The sequence below is a fragment of the Bergeyella cardium genome, assembly GCF_009914665.1.
GTDB lineage: Bacteria > Bacteroidota > Bacteroidia > Flavobacteriales > Weeksellaceae > Bergeyella_A > Bergeyella_A cardium.
Genome location: NZ_CP029149.1, coordinates 198,652 through 221,648, shown reverse-complemented (window position 1 = coordinate 221,648; position 22,997 = coordinate 198,652). Strand labels below are relative to the sequence as shown.

The window sequence follows — 22,997 nt, the reverse complement described above, 5'->3', positions numbered from 1 at the left end:
TTTACCGAAATTTGAGCTTGCTGAGAGTGGTTCTCCATCGCTCTTTTCGGATGAAATCAACCTCCTCTCGGCTGAGAAGAAGTGGGTGTTTTTGCTTGCGAAAAGAGCGGAGAATGCGAAAAAAATCCATCGGAGTGCGGCTCTTGAGTACCGATTTTAATGCCGATACCGCAGCGAGGGGCAGGCTGAGCCCGAGGTTGTAGAAATACTCGCCCATCTTTTCCACTTTCTGATGCCTGTATTGGTAGGCGGTGGGGCGCAGGTGCTTTACCCAGAGGTTTTTTATGGTGAGGCATTGCCAGCCTGATTTTTTTGCGAGGAGGACATCAATATTATCCCACCCCAAGCAGTCTCGGAGCCCGCCCATATCATTAAAACACCGCTTTCGGTAGGATTTAATAGGCCCCCGTATATGCTCGGGAGACGAGAGGTCTTCAAATGCCCAAACTTGAGCCTTATTGCTAAAATTATAGCGGTCTGTGCTGGGTTCTTCCCCCTTTTTTATTCTTACAAGCCCAGACGCCATACCGATTTTTGGATTTTCCCGGTAGATGAGGTCAAGCGCTTCGAGGTAATTCGCAGGGAAGATAATGTCTGCATCAAACTTGCAAATGATATCGATATCTTGAAGGGAGGAGGCTTTTAGCCCTGAGTAGAACGCCCTCACTACCTTTGCACCTGGCTGATGCTCCGAAGGGGATAGATTTAAAATTTCAACTTTTGGTTTAATGGGGGAGGTGGCGAGGAAGTTCTCAATACCATCTGCTGTGCTGTCGGTAGAGCCATCATTCACCACTACGATTTTAAAATCTTGATGCGTTTGATACTCCAACGAATAAAGGCAGAGGGAAATGTGCTCTGCTTCATTATGCGCGGGAATGATGATGAGAAACCTCACGAGGGTAGGCTATTTTAAGTGGAGATTATCAATTAAACGAACGCCATCTACCACTACAACGATAAATGCGCGGTAGCTCTTGCTAGGGAGGAATTCGTGGGCTTCTCTTAGGGTTTCCTCATCGGCTATGGAGATGTATTCGAGGGTGTAGTCCTTTATATTATCAAAGGTTTGGGCTACCGCTCTACGAATTTCGGAGGGATTTTTCCCCGCTTTGAAATCTTCATTTGCCTTGGTTAGGGTTTCGTAGATGAGTTTTGCTTCTGCTCTTCGCTCTGGGCTTAGCCGCTGGTTGCGCGAGCTTAGGGCGAGACCATTTTCTTCCCTTACAATCGGGATTCCATAAATCTCCACAGGAAGTCCTGTAATTTCAATGAGTTTTTTTATAATCGCGAGCTGCTGGAAGTCCTTCTCACCGAAATAGGCTCTATTGGGCTGAACTTGCCTTAGCAGTTCCTCTACAACTGTACCCACGCCATCAAAATGACCGGGTCGGAACTTGCCTTCCATTTCGCTCTCCAAACCACCGAAATCATACTGCTTGCTCTGGGCTCCATTAGGGTAAATATCATTTATCGTTGGGATATAAACAGCATCTACGAATCCGTGTTCCTTTAATAAGTTGATGTCTTTATCTATCGTTCTGGGATATTTTTCTAAATCTTCAGGATTATTAAACTGGGTAGGATTTACGAATATGGAAGAGATGACGATGTCATTATCCTTCCTTGCGTGCTCGTATAAAGACAGGTGCCCGCTATGCAAAGCACCCATAGTTGGAGCAAAACCGATGCTTTTACCTTGCTCTTTTTGAGCGTTTATATAGCCTTTGAGCGATTCTCTATTATTTAAAATTTCCATAAAAATTTTTGGCAAAAGTAAATTAAAAAATGATTTACAGCATAAAAAATATAGGTATAAAATTATTAGATTAATTTTTTGTAATTTTGCGCCTAATTATATTATCAGAACAGGAATAAGCAAAAATAGTTATGCTCAATCAAAAGATTTTATATGTAACCACCGAGATGTTTCCTTACCAGGAAGACAGCAATATGGCAGAAACCGTCAATAAAACTGCTCTGAAAATGCACAGAGAAGGGAATGATGTACGGGTTTTTATGCCTAAATTCGGTCTTATCAGCGAGCGGAAATTTCAACTCCACGAGGTGATTAGACTCTCGGGGATGAATATAATTATTAATGACTTAGACCAACCTCTTATTATAAAAGTTGCTTCCCTACCAGGAGAGAGGCTTCAAGTGTATTTTATAGATAACGAAGAGTACTTCAAAAGAAAATTCTATTATAAAAACGAAGAAGGAAATCCTTTTGAGGATAATGGTGAAAGAGCAGTTTTCTTCGCAAGAGGAGTGATAGAGACTATAAAAAAACTCAATTGGGTTCCAGATGTGATTCATTTTAATGGTTGGATGGCATCGTTTATTCCAATCTATCTTAAAAATTATTATAAAAAAGATTTTTTCTTTAATAATACAAAGCTCGTAATGTCCGTTTATAATGAACCAGAAGTTGAGCTGAACGAGAAAATAAAAAAAGTTTTGGCTTTTGATAAAATTAAAAACCTTAAAGCTCTGGAAGGGTTGAGATCTCAGGATTTCATTGCCGAAGCGATGAACCTCGTAGATGTAGTTGTGAAAGGAGATGAATTCCTCGAAGGAGATTATGAGCAGATGTATAAAGAGGCTACCTCTGAAAAAGCGGATTTTGTGGAAGCAGAATCTATGGAAAATGTATATTTAAGTTAGTTTCTACTATTTCAATGATAAAGAATACAAGTAAAGCTATTAAGTTATTCTTAATGATAACGGGTAGTTTGGTTTTATGGAGCTGCGAGTCTGACCCAGATAATCTTGGCTCTCAGTTTTTTGAAAATAATTTAGCACAGGGAGTAGATGAGTCTTATGACCTCGTCGCTTATAATATCTCCAATTCTGATACCCTAAGAGCCGACGGCAGGATTACGGGTACGGTAAGGAAAGATACAGTTGTATTAGGTGCTTTTAAGGAAAACCAGTTTGGAGGGCAAAAGGCTTCTTTTGTTTCGCAGGTGAGACTGGCATCTTTTAATCCAGATTTTGGTACAAACCCGAGAATTGACTCCGTAGTGCTCTCTCTAAGGCCTAAATACCTTACAGGAACAGCTAATGAGACAACTACCACAGATGAAAACATTGTCTGGGGAGCAGATAATACCCCAGCAAAAAAGGTAGTAAAGACCTATCCTGTCTATAAGTACGGAAATGCGAGCAATACGATTACCATTAATGTAAATGAAATTAATGACTTCCTCGGTTCTGTAAATGATATTTATTATTCCGATAAATCCGTAACAGAAGGAGCGCTTTTAGGAAGTAAATCGTTTAATGGTAAAATCAGTTCCGTAGAAGTAACCAAGAAAAGTGATAATTCATCTCTTTTGAGTCGCCCAGCAACCATCAGGATGAATTTAGATGCTAATTTCTTTAAAACTAAAATATTTGATAAGAAAGGGAGTGCAGAGCTTAGCAATCTTTCAAACTTTATTCGATACTTTAAAGGGCTTAAAATCTCCATTGCAGAAACCGATGGATATCTTATGAAACTCCAAATACCAAAAGATGGAGATATTACTATCTATTATAAGAAAGAGGTAACGGCTAACGGTACTACTAAAACTGAAAACGCTACTTTTACCTTGAATTTGGGCTCTTCCAATGCGAGCTTTAGTAAAATTGAATACGATAGAACAGGTTCAGCAGCAGCTACGGCATTAGCGAGTGCTAATTCTACATCGGGAGATGCAAAGCTGTATGTACAAGGTATGGGAGGTCCAAATTTTGGTGTGAAGATTCCAGATGCTACGATAAATGCTCTTAAAAATAAATTCACAACCGATAAAGTAGGGATTTTATCAGCTAAATTTAGATTCTATACCGATGCAAACCTTTGGAACAATAGTTTTGCAAAGCCACAAGCATTTACGGTAATGCAAAATAAACAGGATGCAAATGGAAAGACGCTTTATGAGTTTTTAAAAGACTTATCAGCTTTTGAATATCAGGCAAATTACAGATTGACTCAAGGCTATGATTTAGCTTCTCATCCTTCTTATTATGAAATTAATATTACACAAACGCTAAAAGATTTAGTAGAGAAGGAAGGGCAGACCAATCAGGATTTTATTATTAAACTTGGGCAGTATCTTGTGAATACTTCTTCAGGTAAGAAAGGTCTTTATGGACAAAATGTAGATAGTAGAATCTATTCCCCAGAAAGGGTGATTTTAGTAGGTACCGATGCGGGAAATGACAAGAGAGCTCAGTTGCTTATAACTTATATCAAGAAATAAAAAAAATAAAATAACTATGTGTGGAATTGTAGGATATACAGGTTTTCAAGATGCTTATGATATTGTAATCAATGGACTTAGAAGATTGGAATACAGAGGTTATGATAGTGCAGGTATTGTTTTAGATGATGATAACTCAGCATTTAAATTAGCAAAAACCAAAGGTAAAGTAGAAGACCTGGTAAGGATTTCTGAAAATTTAAAAGGAAAATCAAAAGTGGGGATGGGGCATACCCGATGGGCTACTCACGGTGCACCAAGTGATAAAAACTCCCACCCACACCTTTCTAATAATAAAAAAATTGCATTGATTCATAATGGTATTATAGAGAATTATGATACAATTAAAACAATGCTTCTCGGAAAGGGCTTTACTTTTCAGTCAGATACAGATACTGAGGTTTTAGTGAATCTTATCCAGTATTTTATGGATATAGATACTACGCTTTCTTTTCCGGAAGCGGTTCGTTCTGCTTTGAATGAAGTCTATGGTGCTTATGCAATTACAGTAATGCACGATGATTTCCCAGGTCTTTTGGTTTGTGCGAGGTTAGGTTCTCCGCTTGCCATCGGTCTTGGTGATAAAGAGTATTTCATCGCTTCCGATGCCTCTCCATTTGTAGAATTTACTAAGGAGGCTATTTACCTTGAAGAAGGGCATATGGCTACCGTAAGCCTTGAAAATGGCGTGGAAATCCGTTCTATTAAGAATAATGAAAAAATAACGCCAGCTATACAAGAGCTTAAAATAAGTTTGGAGCAGATAGAGAAAGGAGGCTATGAGCATTTTATGTTGAAAGAGATTTTTGAACAGCCAAAATCTATTCACGATACAATGAGAGGGCGTCTTTTAGTAGATGAAGGTATCATAAAAATGGCGGGTATCTGGGATCATTTGGAGCGAATTAATAAAGCAGAGCGTATCATCATTATTGCCTGTGGTACTTCCTGGCATGCAGGGCTAATCGGTGAATACCTTATCGAAGAGTTTGCAAGAGTTCCAGTAGAGGTAGAATATGCTTCTGAATTTAGATACAGAAATCCGATTATTACCAATAAAGATGTGGTTATCGCTATTTCTCAATCGGGAGAAACAGCAGATACTATGGAGGCTATTAAACTGGCTAAGGAAAGAGGAGCTTTTGTCTATGGTATTTGTAATGTGGTAGATTCTTCCATTGCAAGGATTACAGATGCAGGCTCATATACCCATGCGGGGCCGGAGATTGGTGTAGCTTCTACTAAAGCATTTACTGCACAGCTTACGATATTATCATTAATCGCTTTAAAACTCGGTAAGCACAATGGTAATTTAAGCAATGCAGAATTTATGAGGCTTATCACAGAATTAGATACCCTTCCTAAAAAAATTGAAGATGTTTTAGCAAATACACATCAAATTACACAGGATATAGCGAGAGAATTTGTAGATGCGGCTAACTTCTTATACTTGGGTAGAGGATATAATTATCCGGCTGCTTTGGAAGGTGCATTGAAACTTAAAGAAATCTCCTATATTCACGCAGAAGGCTATCCAGCTGCTGAGATGAAGCACGGACCTATAGCTTTGATTGATGAGAATATGCCTATCGTTATTATCGCTCCTAAAAAAGGGCATTATGATAAAATTGTAAGTAATGTTCAGGAAATCAAGGCGAGAAAAGGAAAAGTAATAGCCGTTGTAAATAAAGGGGATGAGCAAGTAGCATCAATGGCGGATTATATTATTGAAATTCCAGAGACTTCCGAGTGTTTCTCTCCGATAGTAGTATCTGTTCCACTGCAGTTGTTAGCATATTATATCGCGGTTTATAGAGGAGCTAATGTAGACCAACCGAGGAACTTAGCTAAATCTGTAACAGTAGAATAATTAGGTTCATAGAAATAATTTATAGATTTTTTTATCAAGTAAAATAATATAAAATTTTCTTCGTTAGAAGTTAGGTTATTAGGAATTATAATTTTAGAATGAAAAATTTATTGCCAATACTATTTGCAGCATCTGTAGTTGCTGTATCGTGTTCAGGTTCAGGAGGTGGAGGTACTTCTGGTAAGCCAAGAACAAAAGGGGAAATTATTCCAAGGGAGAAAGCAAAAGCTTTTGTAGCAGAAAGACCTTATGGTATGGTTGCTATCCCTGGTGGCTCTTTTGTAATGGGGCTTGCAGATCAAGATATGGTAAGTACTCCCGAAAAAGCACCTCTGAAAACAGTTACTGTTTCGTCTTTCTTTATGGATGAAACCGAAACTACAAATGCGGAATATCGTTTCTTCGTTAATTATGTAAGAGATTCTATTGCAAGAACTCTTTTAGCAGAAGCAGTGGGGGATGACAGTCCTTATGCTTATCTGGCTAAAAAAACAGAAAACCAAACTCCATATCAGGAGTATCTGGAATCACAAGGCGGAAGAGATGGATATGATGAATCCAAGAGACTGGATTATTCTGCTCGTTTGTATTGGGATCCTAATGATTACCCAGATGTAGAATATGCAGAAATTTTAGAATCAATGTACTTGCCACAAGACCAGAGAATCAATGATGAAAGGGTTATTGATTGGTCTAAAATTAAATATAGTTATCAGTGGGAGGATAGAGAATCTGCAATTAAAGATAAATCAAGAGGGGCAGATTATCTTAAAAAGCAGAGCATTGCTGTCTATCCAGATACTACGGTATGGGTAAAAGACTTTAATTATGCTTATAACGAGCCTCTTTATGATGGCTATTTCTGGCATTCTGCATACAAGAACTATCCAGTAGTGGGCGTTACTTGGGAGCAGGCGAGAGCATATTGTAATTTCAGAACCAAGTTTAAAAGCGACTATAATAAGAGTCAAAAGAAAAAGAAACAAAGAGCTATGGCATTCAGACTTCCAACAGAAGCTGAATGGGAATATGCTGCAAGAGGTGGTCTGGAAAATGCAACCTATCCTTGGGGCGGTCCTTACCTGATAGATGATAGAGGTTGCTACCTTGCTAACTTTAAACCTAAAAGAGGTAGCTATATTGAAGATGAGAAAAAAGGAACTTATACCTATACAGCTCCTGTAAAGAAATTCCATAAAAATGGTTTTGGGCTCTATGATATGGCTGGGAATGTAGCTGAATGGACGGAATCTCCGTACAACAACTCAACTTATCAGTTTTCTTCTACTTTAAATCCTTATCTATCTAACCAGGCATATAAGGAAGTGAAAAAAGTGGTTCGAGGAGGTTCTTGGAAAGATGTTGGTTATGTACTTATGACAGGGTATAGAGACTGGGAAAGAAAAGATTCTGCAAGAAGCTATATAGGTTTCCGTACGGTACAGGATATTCCAGAGGGAACAGGTAGATATAAAAAGAAAACGAAATAAAAAATTAAAAAATAATTAGAATATTATGTTTAAAACTAAGGACGGAATATTAAATTTCGCGTATTCATTCGGTGCTGCAATTGTTATATTAGGAGCATTTTTTAAGATGACACACACTACTTTTGGTGGTCTTATCAATCCAAACTGGGTTTTAGGTGGTGCACTTATCACTGAGGCTATTATCTTTATGGTATATGCTTTTAACCCTCCAAAGACAGAAGAAACTTACGCTTGGGAAAATGTATATCCAGAGCTTTTGGATAAAAATGCACAGCCAACGCCGAGACAGACCACATCTTTAGTTCAGCAAACGACAGAATTAAGAGAATTAGAAACCTCTCTTTCTACTAAATTAGATAAAATGCTTGCAGATGCTAAGGTAGATAATACTCTGCTTGAGAGCTTTAAAACAGGAATTGAGAAATTCTCTTCTTCCATAGATGAATTACAAAAGTCCGCTGAGTATTCAGATAAGTTTAATCAGGAATTACAACAGCTTACAGCTAACCTTAATAACTTGAATAAAGTCTATGCAGGTATGCTTAGCGCAATGAAGTCGTAATTTGAACTAATTTTTAACCTTATAAAAGTACTTAGATGGCACACGGAAAAGAAACTCCGCGTCAGAAGATGATCAATCTGATGTACTTGGTTTTTATTGCGATGCTTGCAATGCAAATAGACCAGGAAATCATTAGATCCTATAATGATACAAAAAGCTCTCTTGAAGAAACAAGATTGCTTACTCAGACTAAAAATGAAATCTTTGAGCAAACTTTACAACAGAAGGCAAAAAACTCACCAGATACTTTTGAAGCTCCATATCAGAAGTATAAAGATTTAAAAAAGCAGGTAAATGACTTGGTAGAAGAGTTAGAAAAATCAAAACTCGCAATGTCTAAATTTGCAGATTTAGACTTAAAGCAAAGTAGTGATGAAGATGATTTTAACTTCAATGCACTGAATAATACAGATGCTTCTACCCATTATTATTTTGTAGATGCCAATGAAAACAAACCTACTAAGGAAGCTCAGGCAGTCGTTAAAAAAATTAATGATTTAAGAGAGTTTATCGTAGCTTCTTTTGCGAAAGATAATACGATGAAGCAGGTGGTAGAGAGGGCGCAAAAGTCCTTGATTACAGAGAATAAAAAAGGAAATAAAAAGAATTGGCTGGTAAGGAAATTTTATAATCAGCCCCTAATCGCTGCTCTTTCAAATGTAGAAGTTATCCAGACAGAAGCAAGAAATATTGAATCCGATGTCTTGGCAAACCTCCTTCAAGAGAAAGTAGATGCCGATATTAAATTCAATGCTTTTGAGGCGATTGTATCTGCCCCTACGGTAGTTTTACAGGGAGAGCCAGCTGTTGCTAAGGTTGTGATTGGGAACTACTCAAGCTCTCTACCTAATTTGAAGTTTTCAAATGTTGATAGAGAGGAGAATGGACAAGGTATAAAGGCTTTACCTACGGGTACCGTTGGGGATAATTTCTCATTTAGTGGTAATGTATCCTTTACAGATGCTAATGGCAAAGAAGTATCTCTTCCATATAATCACACTTATCGAGTGATTGCAGGAGCTAAGGAAGTAGCATTTGAAAGTGGGGCTTTGCTTGCTGCAGAGAAAATGCAAGTGCTTTACAGAGGTCTTGCAAATCCTATTTCGGGCTCTATTTTAGGTGCGGATAATAGCCAGACTACCCTTACCGCTTCTGGTGCTTCGGTTACTAAAGTGGGGGGAGGTAAGTGGAATGTAACCCCTGGTGCGGGCAACTCTACTACGCTTACCATTTCTGGTAGAGGACCAAAAGGACAAGTGATTTCGCAGTCATTTACTTTCAGAATTAAAGGGCTTCCTACACCAGTAGGTCAGATCCGAGGTGAAAATGTAGTAAGTATGCCTGCTTCATCTATCCCGAACCAGACGGTATCTGTTGCAATGCCAGATTTTGATTGGCCAGTATCCTTCCAGGTAAATAGCTTTATGTTTAAAGTGCCTGGTAAGGCAGCGATGACCGTTAGCGGAAGTTCTATGGCATCAGTGGCAGGATTAGCCAAAAACCTCAGACCAGGAGATATTTGTTATGTCTATAATATCAATGCCTCTGCTTCTGGGATTGGTAATCAAGGATTGAAAAAAATCCCTGCGATTGTAATTAATGTTCAATAATATTGATTTCAAAAATCATCATCAAATGAAAAAGATAATTTGCAGTTTTATGATTTTAGTTTCTGGGTTAGCATTTTCTCAGACCATATTAAATGCTACTTCTCCAGAGGAATTCAGAAAACTAAGAGAAGAAAACAAACAGATGGTGGGAGATTCAGTGGTTTCCACCAAGATAGAACCTCTTAAATATGGCTATATAGACGAGAAAGATATCCTTAAAAGTATGGTCGTATGGGAAATCATAGATTTGAATGACAGGATAAATCAACCGTTTTATCAGAATAGTGATGGGCTTGTGAGTCAGAATAAATCATTATTCCAAATTCTTTATGATGCGATTATTGAAGGGAAAATTACGGAGGTTTATGATGATGAGATGTTCCAGACCAAACTTGAGCCAGAGGCTATAAAGAACCGTGTAAGGTTTGAATCGCTCTCCGATGCGGGGGTTGAGAAAATCAATGAACAGGGAGCGCCTCTATCTGATGAGCAAAAGAGGGAATATACCGATATCTACGAGGTAAAGTCCGACAATGTGAAGCTCATTAAGATTAAAGGGATGTGGTATATAGACAAGAGAGATTCTCAGATGAAGTATCGCCTTCTTGGTATAGCAGCAATGGGGCAAGACCCTTCTGCAATGGGGCAAGTAGGTCCCGATGGTATGCCGATAGCACAAGATGATACCTATATAGACCTCTTTTGGATTTTCTATCCAAATGCAAGGGAAGTATTGGCGAATTCTATCGTCTTTAATAATAGAAACCTCTCTTCCAATATTTCATTTGATGATATCCTTAATGCAAGGAGGTTCTCATCTGTCATCTACAAGTCTGGTTCGGGGCAGGGCAGTGGTGTAATCTCCGATTATATCCCTAATGATGCCGATGAACAGCTCGAGGAAAGTGAGCGTATAAAAGACCAGATTCTACAGATGGAAAATGATATGTGGAACTACTAAACAAACACTAAATAAAACCAAAAGCCTTAGATATTTCTAAGGCTTTTTTAGTTCATAAAATGAAGTCCGTTAATCCTGCTTATTTCAGTATTTTGTTGATAGCGAATTTCAGCTTGTTAAAGAATCCTTTCTCAATAATGTCTATTCCCAGCCCAAAATTGCTGTCAGAGATTTCCCTGTACTGCTTTTTCAGTTCCTCGATTTCATCGTGAGGTATTTCCACATTAGATATTGGGTTATAGTCTATATAGGCACTACCACCATTTTTCCTGATATCTTTTTTTATCGTGTGGGAGAGATATTTGTGATTGATACTCAGCTCTTGTACAGTATATTTTTCCTTAGTATCAATACTTTCATCAGTATTGAGGTGGATGGCATACTTCTCCCTGTCGAAATTATGCCAGTAGAGGATATCCTTATGATTAAAGTCGCCCACATTCTTATTGATATTATGGTCAAAGAACATTAGGAACCTTCTGCCATTGTTTTTATCGGTAAAGTAAGCATTATCTACCTCTGCGGTGTATTCAGTAATGAATTCATTATTGAGTTTATCATCGGAAATGATTTCAATTTTAGGATTGATGAATACATTGCGTATATCCTCCTCTTTTCTATCATTATGGAAGTTCATAGAATAGAAAATGAAATTATTCCAGCTATCGATAATTTCTCGTTTATTAGCATTTCGGAAGTACCTTCTCATCGCATTGGCACGGTTGTTTCGGTACTTGGACTTAATACTGATTTTCCCTTTGTTGTTCACCACATTGATGTTGATTTCCTCCTCTATACCGTAGTTGGTACGGCTTACAGCAGGTCTTTGTTGCAGGCTTGCCCCTTGTCTTATCGGGAGATAATAGCAGAAGGAGACGATGCTTCCGTTTTCCAGTCCACCATACTCATCAAGCAGAGTAGGGTCTACGAAATACTCCTTATCGTTGTAATGAACTTTTAGAATTACATGATTAAAGGCGAGGAGAGACGGCTGATATACCCTAAGGTAATGGTCTGCCTGGAAATTCACGAGGATAATCTCAGAGCTAATGTTCAAGTAATCAAAGAAGGTTTTCAGGAGTACGCACTTTGCTTTACAGTCGCCCTGCTTGTTGGTAAAAGTAATATCTGGCGATTGGGGAATGTGCCCATGCATCTCCATTTCATTGTAGATGTAGCGTATATGGTTTTGTACATACTCTATTGCAAAGGCGATTTGCTGGTCTTTATCCTCTATCTCATCCAATTGCTTAGCAAATTCTGGTGCATAGGAGGATAGTGGATGTTCCGTTACTACCTGCTCGTAGTATGGTGTAATGAAGTTGGAGAGTTCTTCCCAGCTCGCTTTGGTTACAAAGTCTATGAATGGGTATACTTCCCGTTGCACATCCAGATCATTAATATAATCGTTATGAGAGAATTTGAAGCGTTCACCTTGTGGTATCTCACCTGTTTCATCAGGTAGGAGATTGCCGTTTTCACCTCGGTAGAAGTGCTTTTTGTAGGTGAGAGGTTGTGTCCTGTCGTTAATTAGTTCAAAGCTATACAAGCCGTATGCCCAATAGGTATCCGGGCTTACCACAATGGAGCGGTAGAAAGCCTTTCGTAGGAAGTCTTTCTCAGTAAAATGTTTTGTAAGGGTATCCTCAAGGATGAGTATATCATAAAGCCTGAGATCTTTAATAGTAATATTTACCTTTTTGAGGCTTTGGAGTACGCCGCCGTTACTCTCATTCTCCTCATCGAGGACTTTTATGCTTACATCTGGGGTTTTATCAATAAGTACTCCGTCTCTAAGGATAGAAATCCTGTGGATGAGGTACTGCCCGCCCTCTTCAAGTATGTGTTCATACACAGAGGCTGCTTTTAGGTTATCGGGCTGGTTGAGTGAGTATGCCATTAGTTTGTACTCAGCATTTTCCTCATCGGAGGTATAGATTACCTTATCCAATACAAAGCAATAATCTCTTCCTTCATCGGTTTGCTCTTTGGAGAACTCGGTCTCGTGCAGATAGCTTATCAGCTGTTCATCACTTATTTTCTTAGCCCAGTGTTTCGGCTCACAGAATTCATATTCCTGTCTGTTCATATGCGTTTTTTTTTCGAGCCCAAATGTAGGAATTATTTTTCTGGTTTAATATCCCTTTTTAGTGTTAATACTTCCCTTTCTAAATGTTAAAATTATTATTAAAATTAAGATTTCAATGAGATTTATCTCGATAATAAGCCCTTTGACTAGAAATAATAAAAGCCTTAGATTTCTAAGGCTTTCGTCTGTATATCTCACTACAATAATAGGGGGGGGAGAGCAGTAGAGACTATTGTATTTCTATGAGCTGCTCGATAAGGGCAGGGAGTTTGGTTTTTGGATTGAGCACATCGTCATTCCAGAAACTCATTACACAGCTTATATTCTTCCCATTGATATTTTCAGCTACATAATAAACGATTAGCTGTGCCTTATTTCCTACAAGCAGAGCATTTATACCTTTTAGGGAGAAGATGACTTTTTTAGCTTGTACAGGCACACCGAGGAAGGTGATCATGACCGTCTCTTCAGATTGTATTTTGCCTTCACTTCTGCTCTTGGAGAGTTTTAATTGATTTTCCACGGATTCCTTTGCCCCTTGCAGTGTCTTGTGCAGTGCCCAGTTCATCTCTCCATTATAGGGGCATTGTATGGTGTTTATCATCGTCCAATAGCACTTGGTCCCCAGCATAATTTCCTTGTCTAAGATATTGAGCCGAGTAGGATTTATGGGGAGGAATTTTTCCTGTGGTATTTTATCTTCAAAGAGCATATTTACAAGGGTCTCTTCTATATTTTGATCTGTACTGCCCGCTTTTGCAAACCATACTAATTTTATTTTTCCCTCTCTGTTCTTTATAAAATAATAATGGTTGCTTTGGTAGAGTTCATCGGCTATTTTTTTAGTCTCAGAGATACAGAAATTATCGGTGAGGAGGGTTGCATTTTTAGTTTTGGTACAGCTCTCCTTTATTTTATTTTTTTTGAATGCTTTTTTTAGTCCCTTTTCATCAAAAGGATAGTCAAAATCCTCAGAAGTGATGGTATAATTATCTACATTTAGCCATATTTTACCATTATTCTTTAATGCAAAAAGTCGCTCGAGAATATCGTTCTCTTGGGCATAGCCGATAGATGAAGCGATGAATAACATCAATATAAAAAACACTTTCTCCATAGTTTATTGATTAAGATTTACTATAAAATTACCTCTGCAAGGTATACTTTTTAATATTGATGGACAAGTACAGGTGTTTTTATTGCTTATTGAGTATTGCTGAGATAGGGTTTTAAATAAATTTTCCAACCTCTCTTTTGCCTATCATCATAAAAAATAATACTTTTGGTTGCTTTTAAAATAAAATCTGATGACTTGGAAAGAAATCCTTGCTCCAATAAAAACAACAGACTATTTTTCAAACCTCTGGAAGAGCGTAAAACAGGAATATGCCAGCGGGAAATGCTTCCCACCAAAGGAGCAAATATTTAGAGCAATAGAGCTAACGCCCTTTGAGGATATTCAAGTGGTGATTATTGGTCAAGACCCTTATCATAACGACTTTCAGGCAAACGGGCTCTGCTTTTCGGTTTCGGATAAGGTTCCTGCACCTCCATCTTTGAAGAATATTTTTAAAGAATTAGAAGATGATTTAGGGATTAAGAAAACTTCAAATGAATTAGACAGCTGGGCAAGGCAGGGGGTGCTCCTCCTTAATGCTATACTTACCGTGAGGGCTCATTCTCCCAATTCTCATCAGGCTTTGGGTTGGGAGAGATTTACGGACTTCATCATTCAACAAATTTCAGCTCAAAAGGAAGGTGTAGTCTTTGTGCTTTGGGGGGCTTTTGCTCAGAAGAAAGAAGCCTATATCGATACTGCTAAACATTTTGTGATAAAATCTGCCCATCCATCGCCATTTTCGGTACATAGAGGTTTTTTCGGTAGCCGACCATTCTCAAAGATTAATGAATATTTGAAATCTAAAAATAAGAAGGAAATCAGCTGGTAAGAATATAATAAGGCAAGGCTAAAAGCGTTGTATATACGCATTTCATTTGTGAGAAAATGAGTAAATACACTACTTTTGCGAAGTTTAGTATGGAAAAAAGAAGACTACTTTCATTGTTATTTATTGGTGCGGCGCTGTATTCTAATGCTCAGACAGGGCAGAGCGTTTATACCTTCCTCAATTTACCTATTTCTGCCCGCCAAGCGGCTTTGGGGGGAGATGCCGTATCTATCAGAGACTATGATGTGAGTATTGCGGCTGTAAATCCATCTCTGATGAACTTGGAAATGGATAACCGAATCTCTATTCATTATGCCTCATACCTTGCCGATTCTAAAATAGGGAGCATCGCTTATGCAAAGGATTTTGGGAGCGGTCATTTGGTGGGAATGAATGTTCGCTATATGGACTATGGAAGTATGGACAGAACCGATGAAGCTGGGAATATTAACGGAACTTTCTCTGCTTCCGATGTCTTTATTGGAGCGAATTATGCCTACCGGTTTGAAGAGGATTGGACGGTGGGCGGTAGCCTCGGGCTTATCACTTCCAAGATAGATACCTATAATTCTATGGCAATCTCTGCTACTGCTGCCATTACTTACCACAACGATGAGAAAAAAGAAAGCCTTTCTTTGGTTGCTCGTAATTTTGGTTCGCAGATTAAGACTTATAATGGCACCCACGAGCGGCTTCCATTTAGGGTAGATTTGGGTTATACCAAGATTTTGGAGTCTTTTCCTCTCGCATTTACCATTACAGCACACGATTTACAGCAGTTTAATATCTCTCAGGATTTGGATAACAATGGGCGAGAGGTAGGTACCTTCAGGAAGATTGCAGATCACTTTTCTTTCGGTGCAGAGCTCTTCCCAGAGAAGTCTTTTAATATCAGGCTTGGCTATAATATCAAGAGGGGGAATGAACTTGCAGTCCTTGACCAAAGAAATTTCTCTGGGCTTTCTGCTGGTTTTGGTATCAAGATTTCCTATTTCAGGTTTGACTATGCCCACACACGCTATCACAATGCCTCTAATATGAATATGTTTGGTATTTCCTTAGATATCGCGGAAATTAGCGGTAATAAAAGGTAGTTTTCTCAATATTTTAATATTTCAATGAATAAAAAACCCGTAATTGCCATAGATGGCTTTTCCTCTACAGGAAAAAGCTCCATCTCCAAAGAAATTGCTAAAAAATTAGGGCTCATCCACCTCGATACAGGTGCTTTATATAGAGGAGTAACTTTTTTTGCCCTTCAAAACTGCCAGAAAAACGATGAAATAGATCTCCCTGCTCTCTTTTCTCATTTTGATGATATCAATCTTGAATTTAAGGAGGTGAATAATACCCTCATCCTTTTTCTCAATGGGAAAGACATCTCAAAAGAAATCCGTACCCAGCAGGTTTCGGATAATGTGAGCCTTATTGCCAAGCAGCCAGAAGTGCGTAGCTTCCTCCTCCATACTCAGCGGCAAATCGCTCAAAACGGTGGTGTCATCCTCGATGGTAGGGATATTGGTACGGTGGTTCTTCCCGATGCAGATTATAAATTTTTCCTCACTGCCAGTATAGATAAGCGTACAGAGAGGCGCTTTAAAGAGCTTCAGGAGCTCGGCATACCTATGGATTTTGAGCTTGTAAGGGAGAATCTTATCACTCGTGATAAAATTGACAGCTCCCGAGAAATTGCCCCTCTCATCCAAGCCGAAGATGCTATTCTTATTGATAATTCAGATATTAATAAGGAAGAAACCCTTAACCTTATCCTTTCTTATATTAAGCCGTAGTTACCGTAGTTAGTGGGATATTCAATGAGCTACAGCGTGCTCACAAGTGGCTCCAAATATCTATCTTTGCGCCTATGATTAAAATAGGTAATATACAACTGCCAGACTTCCCTCTATTGCTTGCTCCGATGGAGGATGTGAGCGATCCTCCGTTTAGACGCCTTTGCAAGCTTCACGGTGCTGATCTTATGTACTCCGAATTTATCTCCTCCGAAGGGCTCATCAGAGATGCTATTAAATCCAGAAAGAAACTTGATATTTTTGATTACGAGCGCCCCGTAGGAATCCAAATCTTCGGTGGAGATGAAGAAGCGATGTCTCTCTCCGCTAAAATCGTTGAAACCGTAGAACCCGATCTTGTAGATATTAATTTCGGTTGTCCCGTGAAGAAAGTTGTAGCCAAAGGTGCAGGCGCAGGCGTCTTGAAAGATATAGACCTGATGGTGAGGCTTACCAAAGCCGTTGTATCTTCTACCCACTTGCCTGTAACTGTAAAAACCCGCCTTGGTTGGGATTCCAGCTCTATCAATATAGATGAAGTTGCTGAAAGGTTGCAGGAAGCAGGTATCAAGGCACTGACCATACACGCCAGAACCCGTTCTCAGATGTACAAAGGCGAGGCGGACTGGGAGCATATCAGCAGGATAAAAAACAATCCCAATATAGAAATCCCAATCTTTGGAAACGGAGATATTGATTCCCCGGAAAAAGCACTTGAATACCGCTCAAAATACGATTGCGATGGTATAATGATCGGTCGTGGGGCAATTGGCTACCCTTGGCTATTCAAAGAGATAAAACATTACTTCCAAACGGGGGAGCTTCTTCCAGAGCCTACTATAGAAGACCGTCTTATCGCCGTAAGGCAGCACGCCGAGTGGAGTACCGAATGGAAAGGTGAGCGTCTTGGGCTTATAGAAATGCGTCAGCATTATTCAAACTACTTCAGAGGGGTGCCACACTTTAAGGATTTCAGGAAAAAATTCCTCCAAGTTTTTACATTAGAAGAAATGGATGCAGTCATTTCCGAAGCAAAAGACTTTTACCTAAATTTTGAGCACTCATAGTGCCCATATTATAATTTTATTGTACTTTTACGCAGTGATTATAGTAAATATTAACCTTAAAAAACAATTAAAATGTCAAACAGAGGAAATAATTCAGGAAGTGTATTAGCCAGTCTATTAGCAGGTGCTGCTGTAGGTGTAGTTTTAGGTCTTATTTTTGCTCCAGAGGAGGGCAAGAAGACCCGCAAGAAGCTCAGAAAAGTAGCAGAAGACTGGTCTGAGCAGGCAAGAGAACAATATGGTAAAACGGCTGAGATGCTTAAAGACCAATATCATAAAACTGCTGATAAAGTAAAAGAGCAGTACCACAAGTACAAGGAGCAGGCTTCTCACTCCATTGCTGATGCGGAAGATGATGCTCAAACGGAATTAGATGGCTTGAAATAATCCATTTCAATCATTTTCCCAGATTTTAAAATTAGGAACAATAAAAGGGAACTTTCTAAGTTTCCTTTTTTTAACTGATAGCATAGCATTAGAATTATGATAAACCTACTGAAAGAATATATAGAAAAGAGAATAAATCTCGTGAAATTAGAAGTTACCGAAAAGGCAGCTTTTATCTCGGGGCTTGTTTATTTTTTGGTGATTGCGCTTGTGTTTCTCACCTTTTTCATTGTCTTTTTAATCTTAGGTGTAGGGCTTTGGCTTGGGTATTTATTGGGAAATTATGCCTACGGCCTCTTGCTGATGTCAGCCGTTTGTCTACTGATATTTATCATCGTTGTTCTGATGAGAAAAGGTATCCAGAGGTATGCGGCAAATACGCTCATTAAACTTTTAAATCGTTAATTATGGCAAAGGAATACAATGCTCTTAATGAATTAAGAGCCAAGAAGGAAAACCTTAAATCCGAAATAAAAAAACTGGAAGATTTAATGGCTTTTACTCGCCCAAAAGAGTCGCTAAGTGTTATTACCCAAGGCTATACAGATGCGTTTTTAAAGGAAACTACAGACGATGAAGGGAATATTAAGACCACTTTTGATTCCTCTTCTGTTTTGAAAATGATTTCTCATAAGATAAAATCGGTATTGAATAGAAATACGATGATGCAGGTCCTAAACAGTGAAACAAGTACTGAGATTATTCAGGATACAATGAAATTAGGAGCGGTAAATCTTGTAACAGACTATGTGCAAAAGAAAATGAAATCCGATGGCTGGAAGAAGAAGGCAGTCGGTTTTGCATTAATCTATGTAGCTCCTTTGGCTATAAAATACATCGGTCAGAAGCTCGATGAATACCAGCGCCACAAGACTACTAAGAGTTTAGAAAAACTCATTTAAGCCACCAAAATACGACCCATTATGAAAAAGAAAATCGTATACATTCTTCTCCTTATCTCGTTCATCGTCAATCTAGTTCTCATCTACAAATTTCTTATAAAAGGGGATACTTACAGGTACGAAGGAGACAGCCGGCAGAGCATCCGAATGAGTAAAGACCACCGCGAGTTTGTAATGGCGGAGATGAGGCAGTTTGTAGAAAGCGTGCAGCAAATCAATAAAGGGATAATGACCAATGACCCTAAACCCGTGATAGAAGCTGGGAAGCGCTCGGGAAGAGGGGTAGGAGAGCACGCTCCTGATGGACTGATAAAATCCCTTCCCGTAGGTTTCAAGAAGTTGGGCTTTGGTACCCACGGGCTTTTTGAAGAGATTTCTGAGGCGGCAAAAACCGATTTCAACCCTAAAACTACCCAACAGCAGCTCGATAAGCTCCTCAATAACTGCGTAGCCTGCCACGCAACCTACAAAATAGACGTAGCTCCAGCTAAATAAAAGGCAATTAGCTTTTGGCTTCTGGTTAATTAGCTAACTGCTAACCGCCAATTGTCATTTTAATAAAAAATCTCGCTATTTTTTGTCAACTTTTTGACCGGGTCGGCGGGGTTTTTAACCGGGTCGACGGGCTTTTTAACCTAATTGTTCCGGTCTTTAACCTAAAGAATGGGTCTCTGACCCTCTCTGACCCCTCTCTGACCCTGTTTTATAAAATAAATGATAGAAATGAGGAGCAGCAGCCAGAGGTAATAGGCTTTTGAAACCATTTCAGAGTAGTTGATATCGGTTTGCATTAGCTTAAAGAGGATGAGAACTTGCGCCCCGTAGGGGATAAGCCCCTGAACGATGCAGGAAATAATATCTAAGATGGATGCTGTGTGAGGAGCAGGGATTTTAAACCGCTCGCTGATGCGCTTCGCAACAGACCCTGAGACCATAATGGCAACCGTATTGTTGGCAACGGCGGCATCAACCAGCGCTACAAGGCTTGCAATGCCGATTTTAGCCCTCAGCTTGCTCGTCATAAAGCGAGACATTTTCTGTATGATAAACTCTATGCCCCCTTGCTTCTCAACCATATAGGCGAGCCCACCCGTGAGGAAAAAGACGAGGAATACATCCGTCATAGCACTGAAACCATTGTAGGAAATATTGAGAAATTCCATCAGCGTAAGCCCTTCGTACCCTCCGATAGCCCCAGCAAAGACAACCCCAAGGAAGAGGGTGATAAAGACATTAACACCCGCCAAAGCCATTGTGATAACGAAGAGATAAGGCAGGATTTTGAGCCATTGGATCGTGATATTATCCACCAAAACGCCGCTTTGGTTCGGATGAAGGTAGAAACCGAGTAACATTAGGATAATCACGGTAAGGATGGAGGCTGGGAATGCCATTCGGGAGTTGGTTCTAAACTTATCTTTCATACTGCAGCCCTGAGATTGAGTAGCCACGATGGTGGTATCTGAAATAATCGAGAGATTGTCGCCAAACATAGCCCCAGAAAGCAGTGAGGCAGCGATGAGCGCAGTGTCTATACCCTCTAATTGTACAAAACCTGCAACGATAGGAGTGAGGGTGGAGATGGCTCCAACTGAGGTGCCCGACGAGAATGAAAGGAAAGAGGCGAGGATGAAAACCCCTGCGTATAGGAATCTCGGTGAGAGGTAAGATTGTGCGAGATGAACCACCGTTTCTGTAGCTCCGATGGCAGTTGTAACCTTGGAAAAGGCTCCGCAGAGAAGCACGATGAGGCACATCATCACAATATTCTCATTGCCACAACCGCGGATGAAATTTTCTATATTCTGATGGATTCCATTCCTGAAAAAGAGGATAAAAGCGGTGATAATCCCTGCAAAAACTGCAATAGGGGCAGGGAGAGCATAGAAATCGCCAGAGATAATACCACTGCCGAGAAATACGGCAATAAAAACGATGAGCGGGAGGAGAGATTTAAAGTTCATAAAGGGTTGAAATCTATTTGTTTTAGGTTAGAGTTGGTCTAAAATATCCATTATCTTGTCCACTGAATTTCTAAGGCTGAAAGGCATCTGGTAGGCTTTGAGCTCCTGCTGATAAGTAGTGAAAGATTGAGACTCGGTAAGGGCTTTTTTCATCCCGAGATAGATGCCCTCTTCGGAGTTTTCTGTAATGAGCCCGAGCTTGCCATTGAGGAGCATTTCGCTTACGCCAGAAACATCGGTTGCAATGATGTTTTTCTTTAAGGTAATCGCCTCGAAAAGTACGGTAGGATAGCCTTCATATCTGGAGCTTAGAATGTAGTAGTCAGCGATATTAAAGTAAGGATAAGGGTTGTCTGTAAAGCCCAGCATCGTTACCGAATGTGCAACTCCCAGCTCGTTTTTCAGGTGTTTTATATTCTCGAAGTCATAGCCATCTCCCAAGATAAGAATCTGATGTTTAAGCCCCTCGTCTAAGAGTTTTTTATGGGCACGCAGGAGCCTGTCGAACCCTTTTTGAGGGAAAACTGTACCCACGGAGAGGAATAGAGGAGCGGTCTTTTCTATCTCTTGGTGGGGAGGGAGGCTGGCTTTAGAGATGATTTCTTCAGTATCAAGGGGGTTATAAATCCTCACGATTTTGTTTCTTTCGTTTGGCGTTTTTGCAAGGCTCTCGAAGTCCTGCTGTATGTGCTCTGAGATTAGCATAATCTTGTCAAAGCCAAAGAATTTTCTTATTTCATCATCTGTATAATTATGGAATTCGGTTTTTCTTAAATCGTTGTGAATCCAGACTATTTTTTTTGAAGATTTTAGTGGCGAATTGAGGATTTCATCTCTGAAACCGTGTATGGCAGCAAATTCTATATCATACGGCTTGTCCTTTAGTATAAACTTATACAGCAGCTTGGGGAATTTTCTCAATATCCATTGATACATTACTCTGAATGCCTTTAATGGGAGGTCTTGTAGGCGATTTGTAGTAATCATTTCCCCTTTGTTGAGGTATAAAATATTAACCCAAGAGGGAATTTCTGCCAGGTACTTACCAGAATAAAGATTCAGGAGCAGGTCTATATCATACTTGTCTTCGGGGAGGTTTTTTAGGAAAGTTGCCAGTACTTTCTCTGCACCTCCGTGCCGTAAAGAGCCTATTCTTATAAGGATTTTTTTTGGGGGAGTCATTTATTTTGTTGTTTTTAGGTATTCAATAACTTTTTCGTTGAATTTAACTACTGCATTTTGATTTAAATGGTTACTATCATAAAAATCAAGAGTATCATTTAGCTTAATCGTACCATAAAAATTTTTATAAGTTCCTAAAGTTGAGAGTAAGCTATCTACTTCCTTGTTGTTAGTACGTGCATCATAAAGTTTTTTAGTAATAGGAGCCTGAACCAATATATATGGAATATTTCTTTGTTTTAATAGAGCTATATTTTCTTTTAGGGCATTAAGTTGCTCAGGATTGATATCCCAGTCTTTGATTTGCTCTTCTTTTAGTTGATTTTTAGAAAATTTACTCTCTACAAAGCCTCCTTTTATATAGGTGTTTCCATCTTGAATTGCAGGCTCGGTAAATGATTTATTAAGCCCAAATACTTGACGGAAATATCCATATAAAAGTGTATTATAAGTAGGAAGTTGATTGATTTTTACTGCCATTTGAAGAGCGTTTTTATCAATTTTATTATTACTAAGTAAATCCAAGGAGGATTCCACACCATCAGTCTCTAAAGTACCAGCATAAGTTTCCATAATGACCATTTTAGGCTGAATGTCATCCAAATATTGCTTTAGAAGAACTTGCATATTGATAGGTGTTTGGGAACTTGAGCCTAAATTAAAAGTATTCAATCCATATTTGGAAAAAACACGAGGGTCGAAACCTCTGTATGCATGTGAGGAACCTATGAAAAGTATGTCTGGGTTCTTAACTTGTGGTATTTCTTTTACTCTGGAAAATAAATGTCCATAGCAACCCACACAGCTTCTCACATTTTTAGCCATAAAAGGAGGCATAATATAGCTCCATAATGGAAGTATAATGATATAAAAAACAGAAGCAAAGACTGAAAACTGAATTATTTTTGTTAAGAATTTTTTCAT

22 protein-coding genes are annotated in these 22,997 nt (G+C 39.1%); 15 read left to right on the top strand and 7 right to left on the bottom strand.

Annotated elements, in window-relative coordinates:
* Position 1 precedes the first annotated feature (1 nt).
* Both DBX24_RS01050 and panC read right to left on the bottom strand, forming a co-directional pair.
* Positions 2-898 (bottom strand): glycosyltransferase family 2 protein, encoded by an 897-nt coding sequence (locus DBX24_RS01050; RefSeq protein ID WP_160223695.1) that lies wholly within the window; start codon positions 896-898, stop codon positions 2-4.
* A gap of 9 nt (positions 899-907) precedes the next feature.
* Entirely contained in the window at positions 908-1,759 is an 852-nt protein-coding gene (gene panC, locus DBX24_RS01045; RefSeq protein WP_160223694.1) for a pantoate--beta-alanine ligase, read from the bottom strand.
* Between the two features lie 131 nt (positions 1,760-1,890).
* On the opposite strand from panC, the gene DBX24_RS01040 reads away from it, so the two are divergent.
* From DBX24_RS01040 to porN, 7 genes are all read left to right on the top strand, one after another.
* Complete coding sequence (locus DBX24_RS01040; RefSeq protein WP_120488729.1) at positions 1,891-2,667, top strand: glycogen/starch synthase; 777 nt, start codon at positions 1,891-1,893, stop codon at positions 2,665-2,667.
* A 14-nt stretch (positions 2,668-2,681) separates the two neighbouring features.
* Complete coding sequence (locus DBX24_RS01035; RefSeq protein ID WP_120488730.1) at positions 2,682-4,250, top strand: DUF4270 family protein; 1,569 nt, start codon at positions 2,682-2,684, stop codon at positions 4,248-4,250.
* Positions 4,251-4,266: 16 nt separating this feature from the next.
* Positions 4,267-6,120: a glutamine--fructose-6-phosphate transaminase (isomerizing) gene (gene glmS / locus DBX24_RS01030; RefSeq protein ID WP_120488731.1), complete on the top strand. Its 1,854-nt coding sequence runs from the start codon at positions 4,267-4,269 to the stop codon at positions 6,118-6,120.
* 98 nt (positions 6,121-6,218) lie between these two features.
* A complete protein-coding gene (gene porK, locus DBX24_RS01025; protein ID WP_120488732.1) occupies positions 6,219-7,610 on the top strand; it encodes a T9SS ring complex lipoprotein PorK/GldK in 1,392 nt (463 codons plus the stop codon).
* Between the two features lie 25 nt (positions 7,611-7,635).
* On the top strand, positions 7,636-8,172 hold the full coding sequence (gene porL, locus DBX24_RS01020) for a type IX secretion system motor protein PorL/GldL (RefSeq protein WP_120488733.1): 537 nt from the start codon (positions 7,636-7,638) through the stop codon (positions 8,170-8,172).
* Between the two features lie 35 nt (positions 8,173-8,207).
* Positions 8,208-9,782 carry a type IX secretion system motor protein PorM/GldM gene (porM, locus tag DBX24_RS01015; protein ID WP_120488734.1) on the top strand — a complete coding sequence of 525 codons (1,575 nt, stop codon included), beginning with the start codon at positions 8,208-8,210 and terminating at the stop codon, positions 9,780-9,782.
* 25 nt (positions 9,783-9,807) lie between these two features.
* Entirely contained in the window at positions 9,808-10,743 is a 936-nt protein-coding gene (porN, locus tag DBX24_RS01010) for a type IX secretion system ring subunit PorN/GldN (protein WP_120489678.1), read from the top strand.
* 79 nt (positions 10,744-10,822) lie between these two features.
* Here the strand turns inward: porN and DBX24_RS01005 are convergent, their stop codons facing one another.
* Complete coding sequence (locus DBX24_RS01005; RefSeq protein ID WP_160223692.1) at positions 10,823-12,832, bottom strand: hypothetical protein; 2,010 nt, start codon at positions 12,830-12,832, stop codon at positions 10,823-10,825.
* A gap of 229 nt (positions 12,833-13,061) precedes the next feature.
* Positions 13,062-13,949, bottom strand: a complete 888-nt coding sequence (locus DBX24_RS01000) for a hypothetical protein (protein WP_160223691.1) — start codon at positions 13,947-13,949, stop codon at positions 13,062-13,064.
* Positions 13,950-14,139: 190 nt separating this feature from the next.
* Between DBX24_RS01000 and DBX24_RS00995 the strand changes: the two genes are divergently transcribed.
* The 8 genes from DBX24_RS00995 (at position 14,140) to DBX24_RS00960 (ending at position 19,422) form a co-directional block, all read left to right on the top strand.
* A complete protein-coding gene (locus DBX24_RS00995; protein WP_160223690.1) occupies positions 14,140-14,781 on the top strand; it encodes a uracil-DNA glycosylase in 642 nt (213 codons plus the stop codon).
* A gap of 56 nt (positions 14,782-14,837) precedes the next feature.
* Positions 14,838-15,875 carry a type IX secretion system protein PorQ gene (gene porQ, locus DBX24_RS00990; protein WP_260392822.1) on the top strand — a complete coding sequence of 346 codons (1,038 nt, stop codon included), beginning with the start codon at positions 14,838-14,840 and terminating at the stop codon, positions 15,873-15,875.
* Between the two features lie 24 nt (positions 15,876-15,899).
* Positions 15,900-16,571, top strand: a complete 672-nt coding sequence (gene cmk, locus DBX24_RS00985; protein ID WP_160223689.1) for a (d)CMP kinase — start codon at positions 15,900-15,902, stop codon at positions 16,569-16,571.
* 74 nt (positions 16,572-16,645) lie between these two features.
* Complete coding sequence (gene dusB, locus DBX24_RS00980; protein ID WP_160223688.1) at positions 16,646-17,638, top strand: tRNA dihydrouridine synthase DusB; 993 nt, start codon at positions 16,646-16,648, stop codon at positions 17,636-17,638.
* Positions 17,639-17,710: 72 nt separating this feature from the next.
* The gene (locus tag DBX24_RS00975) at positions 17,711-18,025 is read left to right on the top strand and encodes a YtxH domain-containing protein (RefSeq protein WP_120488741.1); all 315 of its coding nucleotides are present in this window, start codon (positions 17,711-17,713) and stop codon (positions 18,023-18,025) included.
* A gap of 96 nt (positions 18,026-18,121) precedes the next feature.
* Entirely contained in the window at positions 18,122-18,430 is a 309-nt protein-coding gene (locus tag DBX24_RS00970; protein WP_120488742.1) for a phage holin family protein, read from the top strand.
* A 2-nt stretch (positions 18,431-18,432) separates the two neighbouring features.
* On the top strand, positions 18,433-18,927 hold the full coding sequence (locus tag DBX24_RS00965) for a phosphoribosyl-ATP pyrophosphatase (protein WP_160223687.1): 495 nt from the start codon (positions 18,433-18,435) through the stop codon (positions 18,925-18,927).
* A 21-nt stretch (positions 18,928-18,948) separates the two neighbouring features.
* Positions 18,949-19,422 carry a hypothetical protein gene (locus tag DBX24_RS00960; protein ID WP_120488744.1) on the top strand — a complete coding sequence of 158 codons (474 nt, stop codon included), beginning with the start codon at positions 18,949-18,951 and terminating at the stop codon, positions 19,420-19,422.
* A 161-nt stretch (positions 19,423-19,583) separates the two neighbouring features.
* On the opposite strand, the gene DBX24_RS00955 is transcribed toward DBX24_RS00960, so the two are convergent.
* From DBX24_RS00955 to DBX24_RS00945, 3 genes are read right to left on the bottom strand one after another with little or no spacing between them, the layout of a single operon-like run.
* Entirely contained in the window at positions 19,584-20,891 is a 1,308-nt protein-coding gene (locus DBX24_RS00955) for a Na+/H+ antiporter NhaC family protein (protein WP_160223686.1), read from the bottom strand.
* A gap of 27 nt (positions 20,892-20,918) precedes the next feature.
* Positions 20,919-22,073: a glycosyltransferase gene (locus DBX24_RS00950; RefSeq protein WP_160223685.1), complete on the bottom strand. Its 1,155-nt coding sequence runs from the start codon at positions 22,071-22,073 to the stop codon at positions 20,919-20,921.
* The gene (locus DBX24_RS00945) at positions 22,074-22,997 is read right to left on the bottom strand and encodes a hypothetical protein (protein ID WP_120488747.1); all 924 of its coding nucleotides are present in this window, start codon (positions 22,995-22,997) and stop codon (positions 22,074-22,076) included.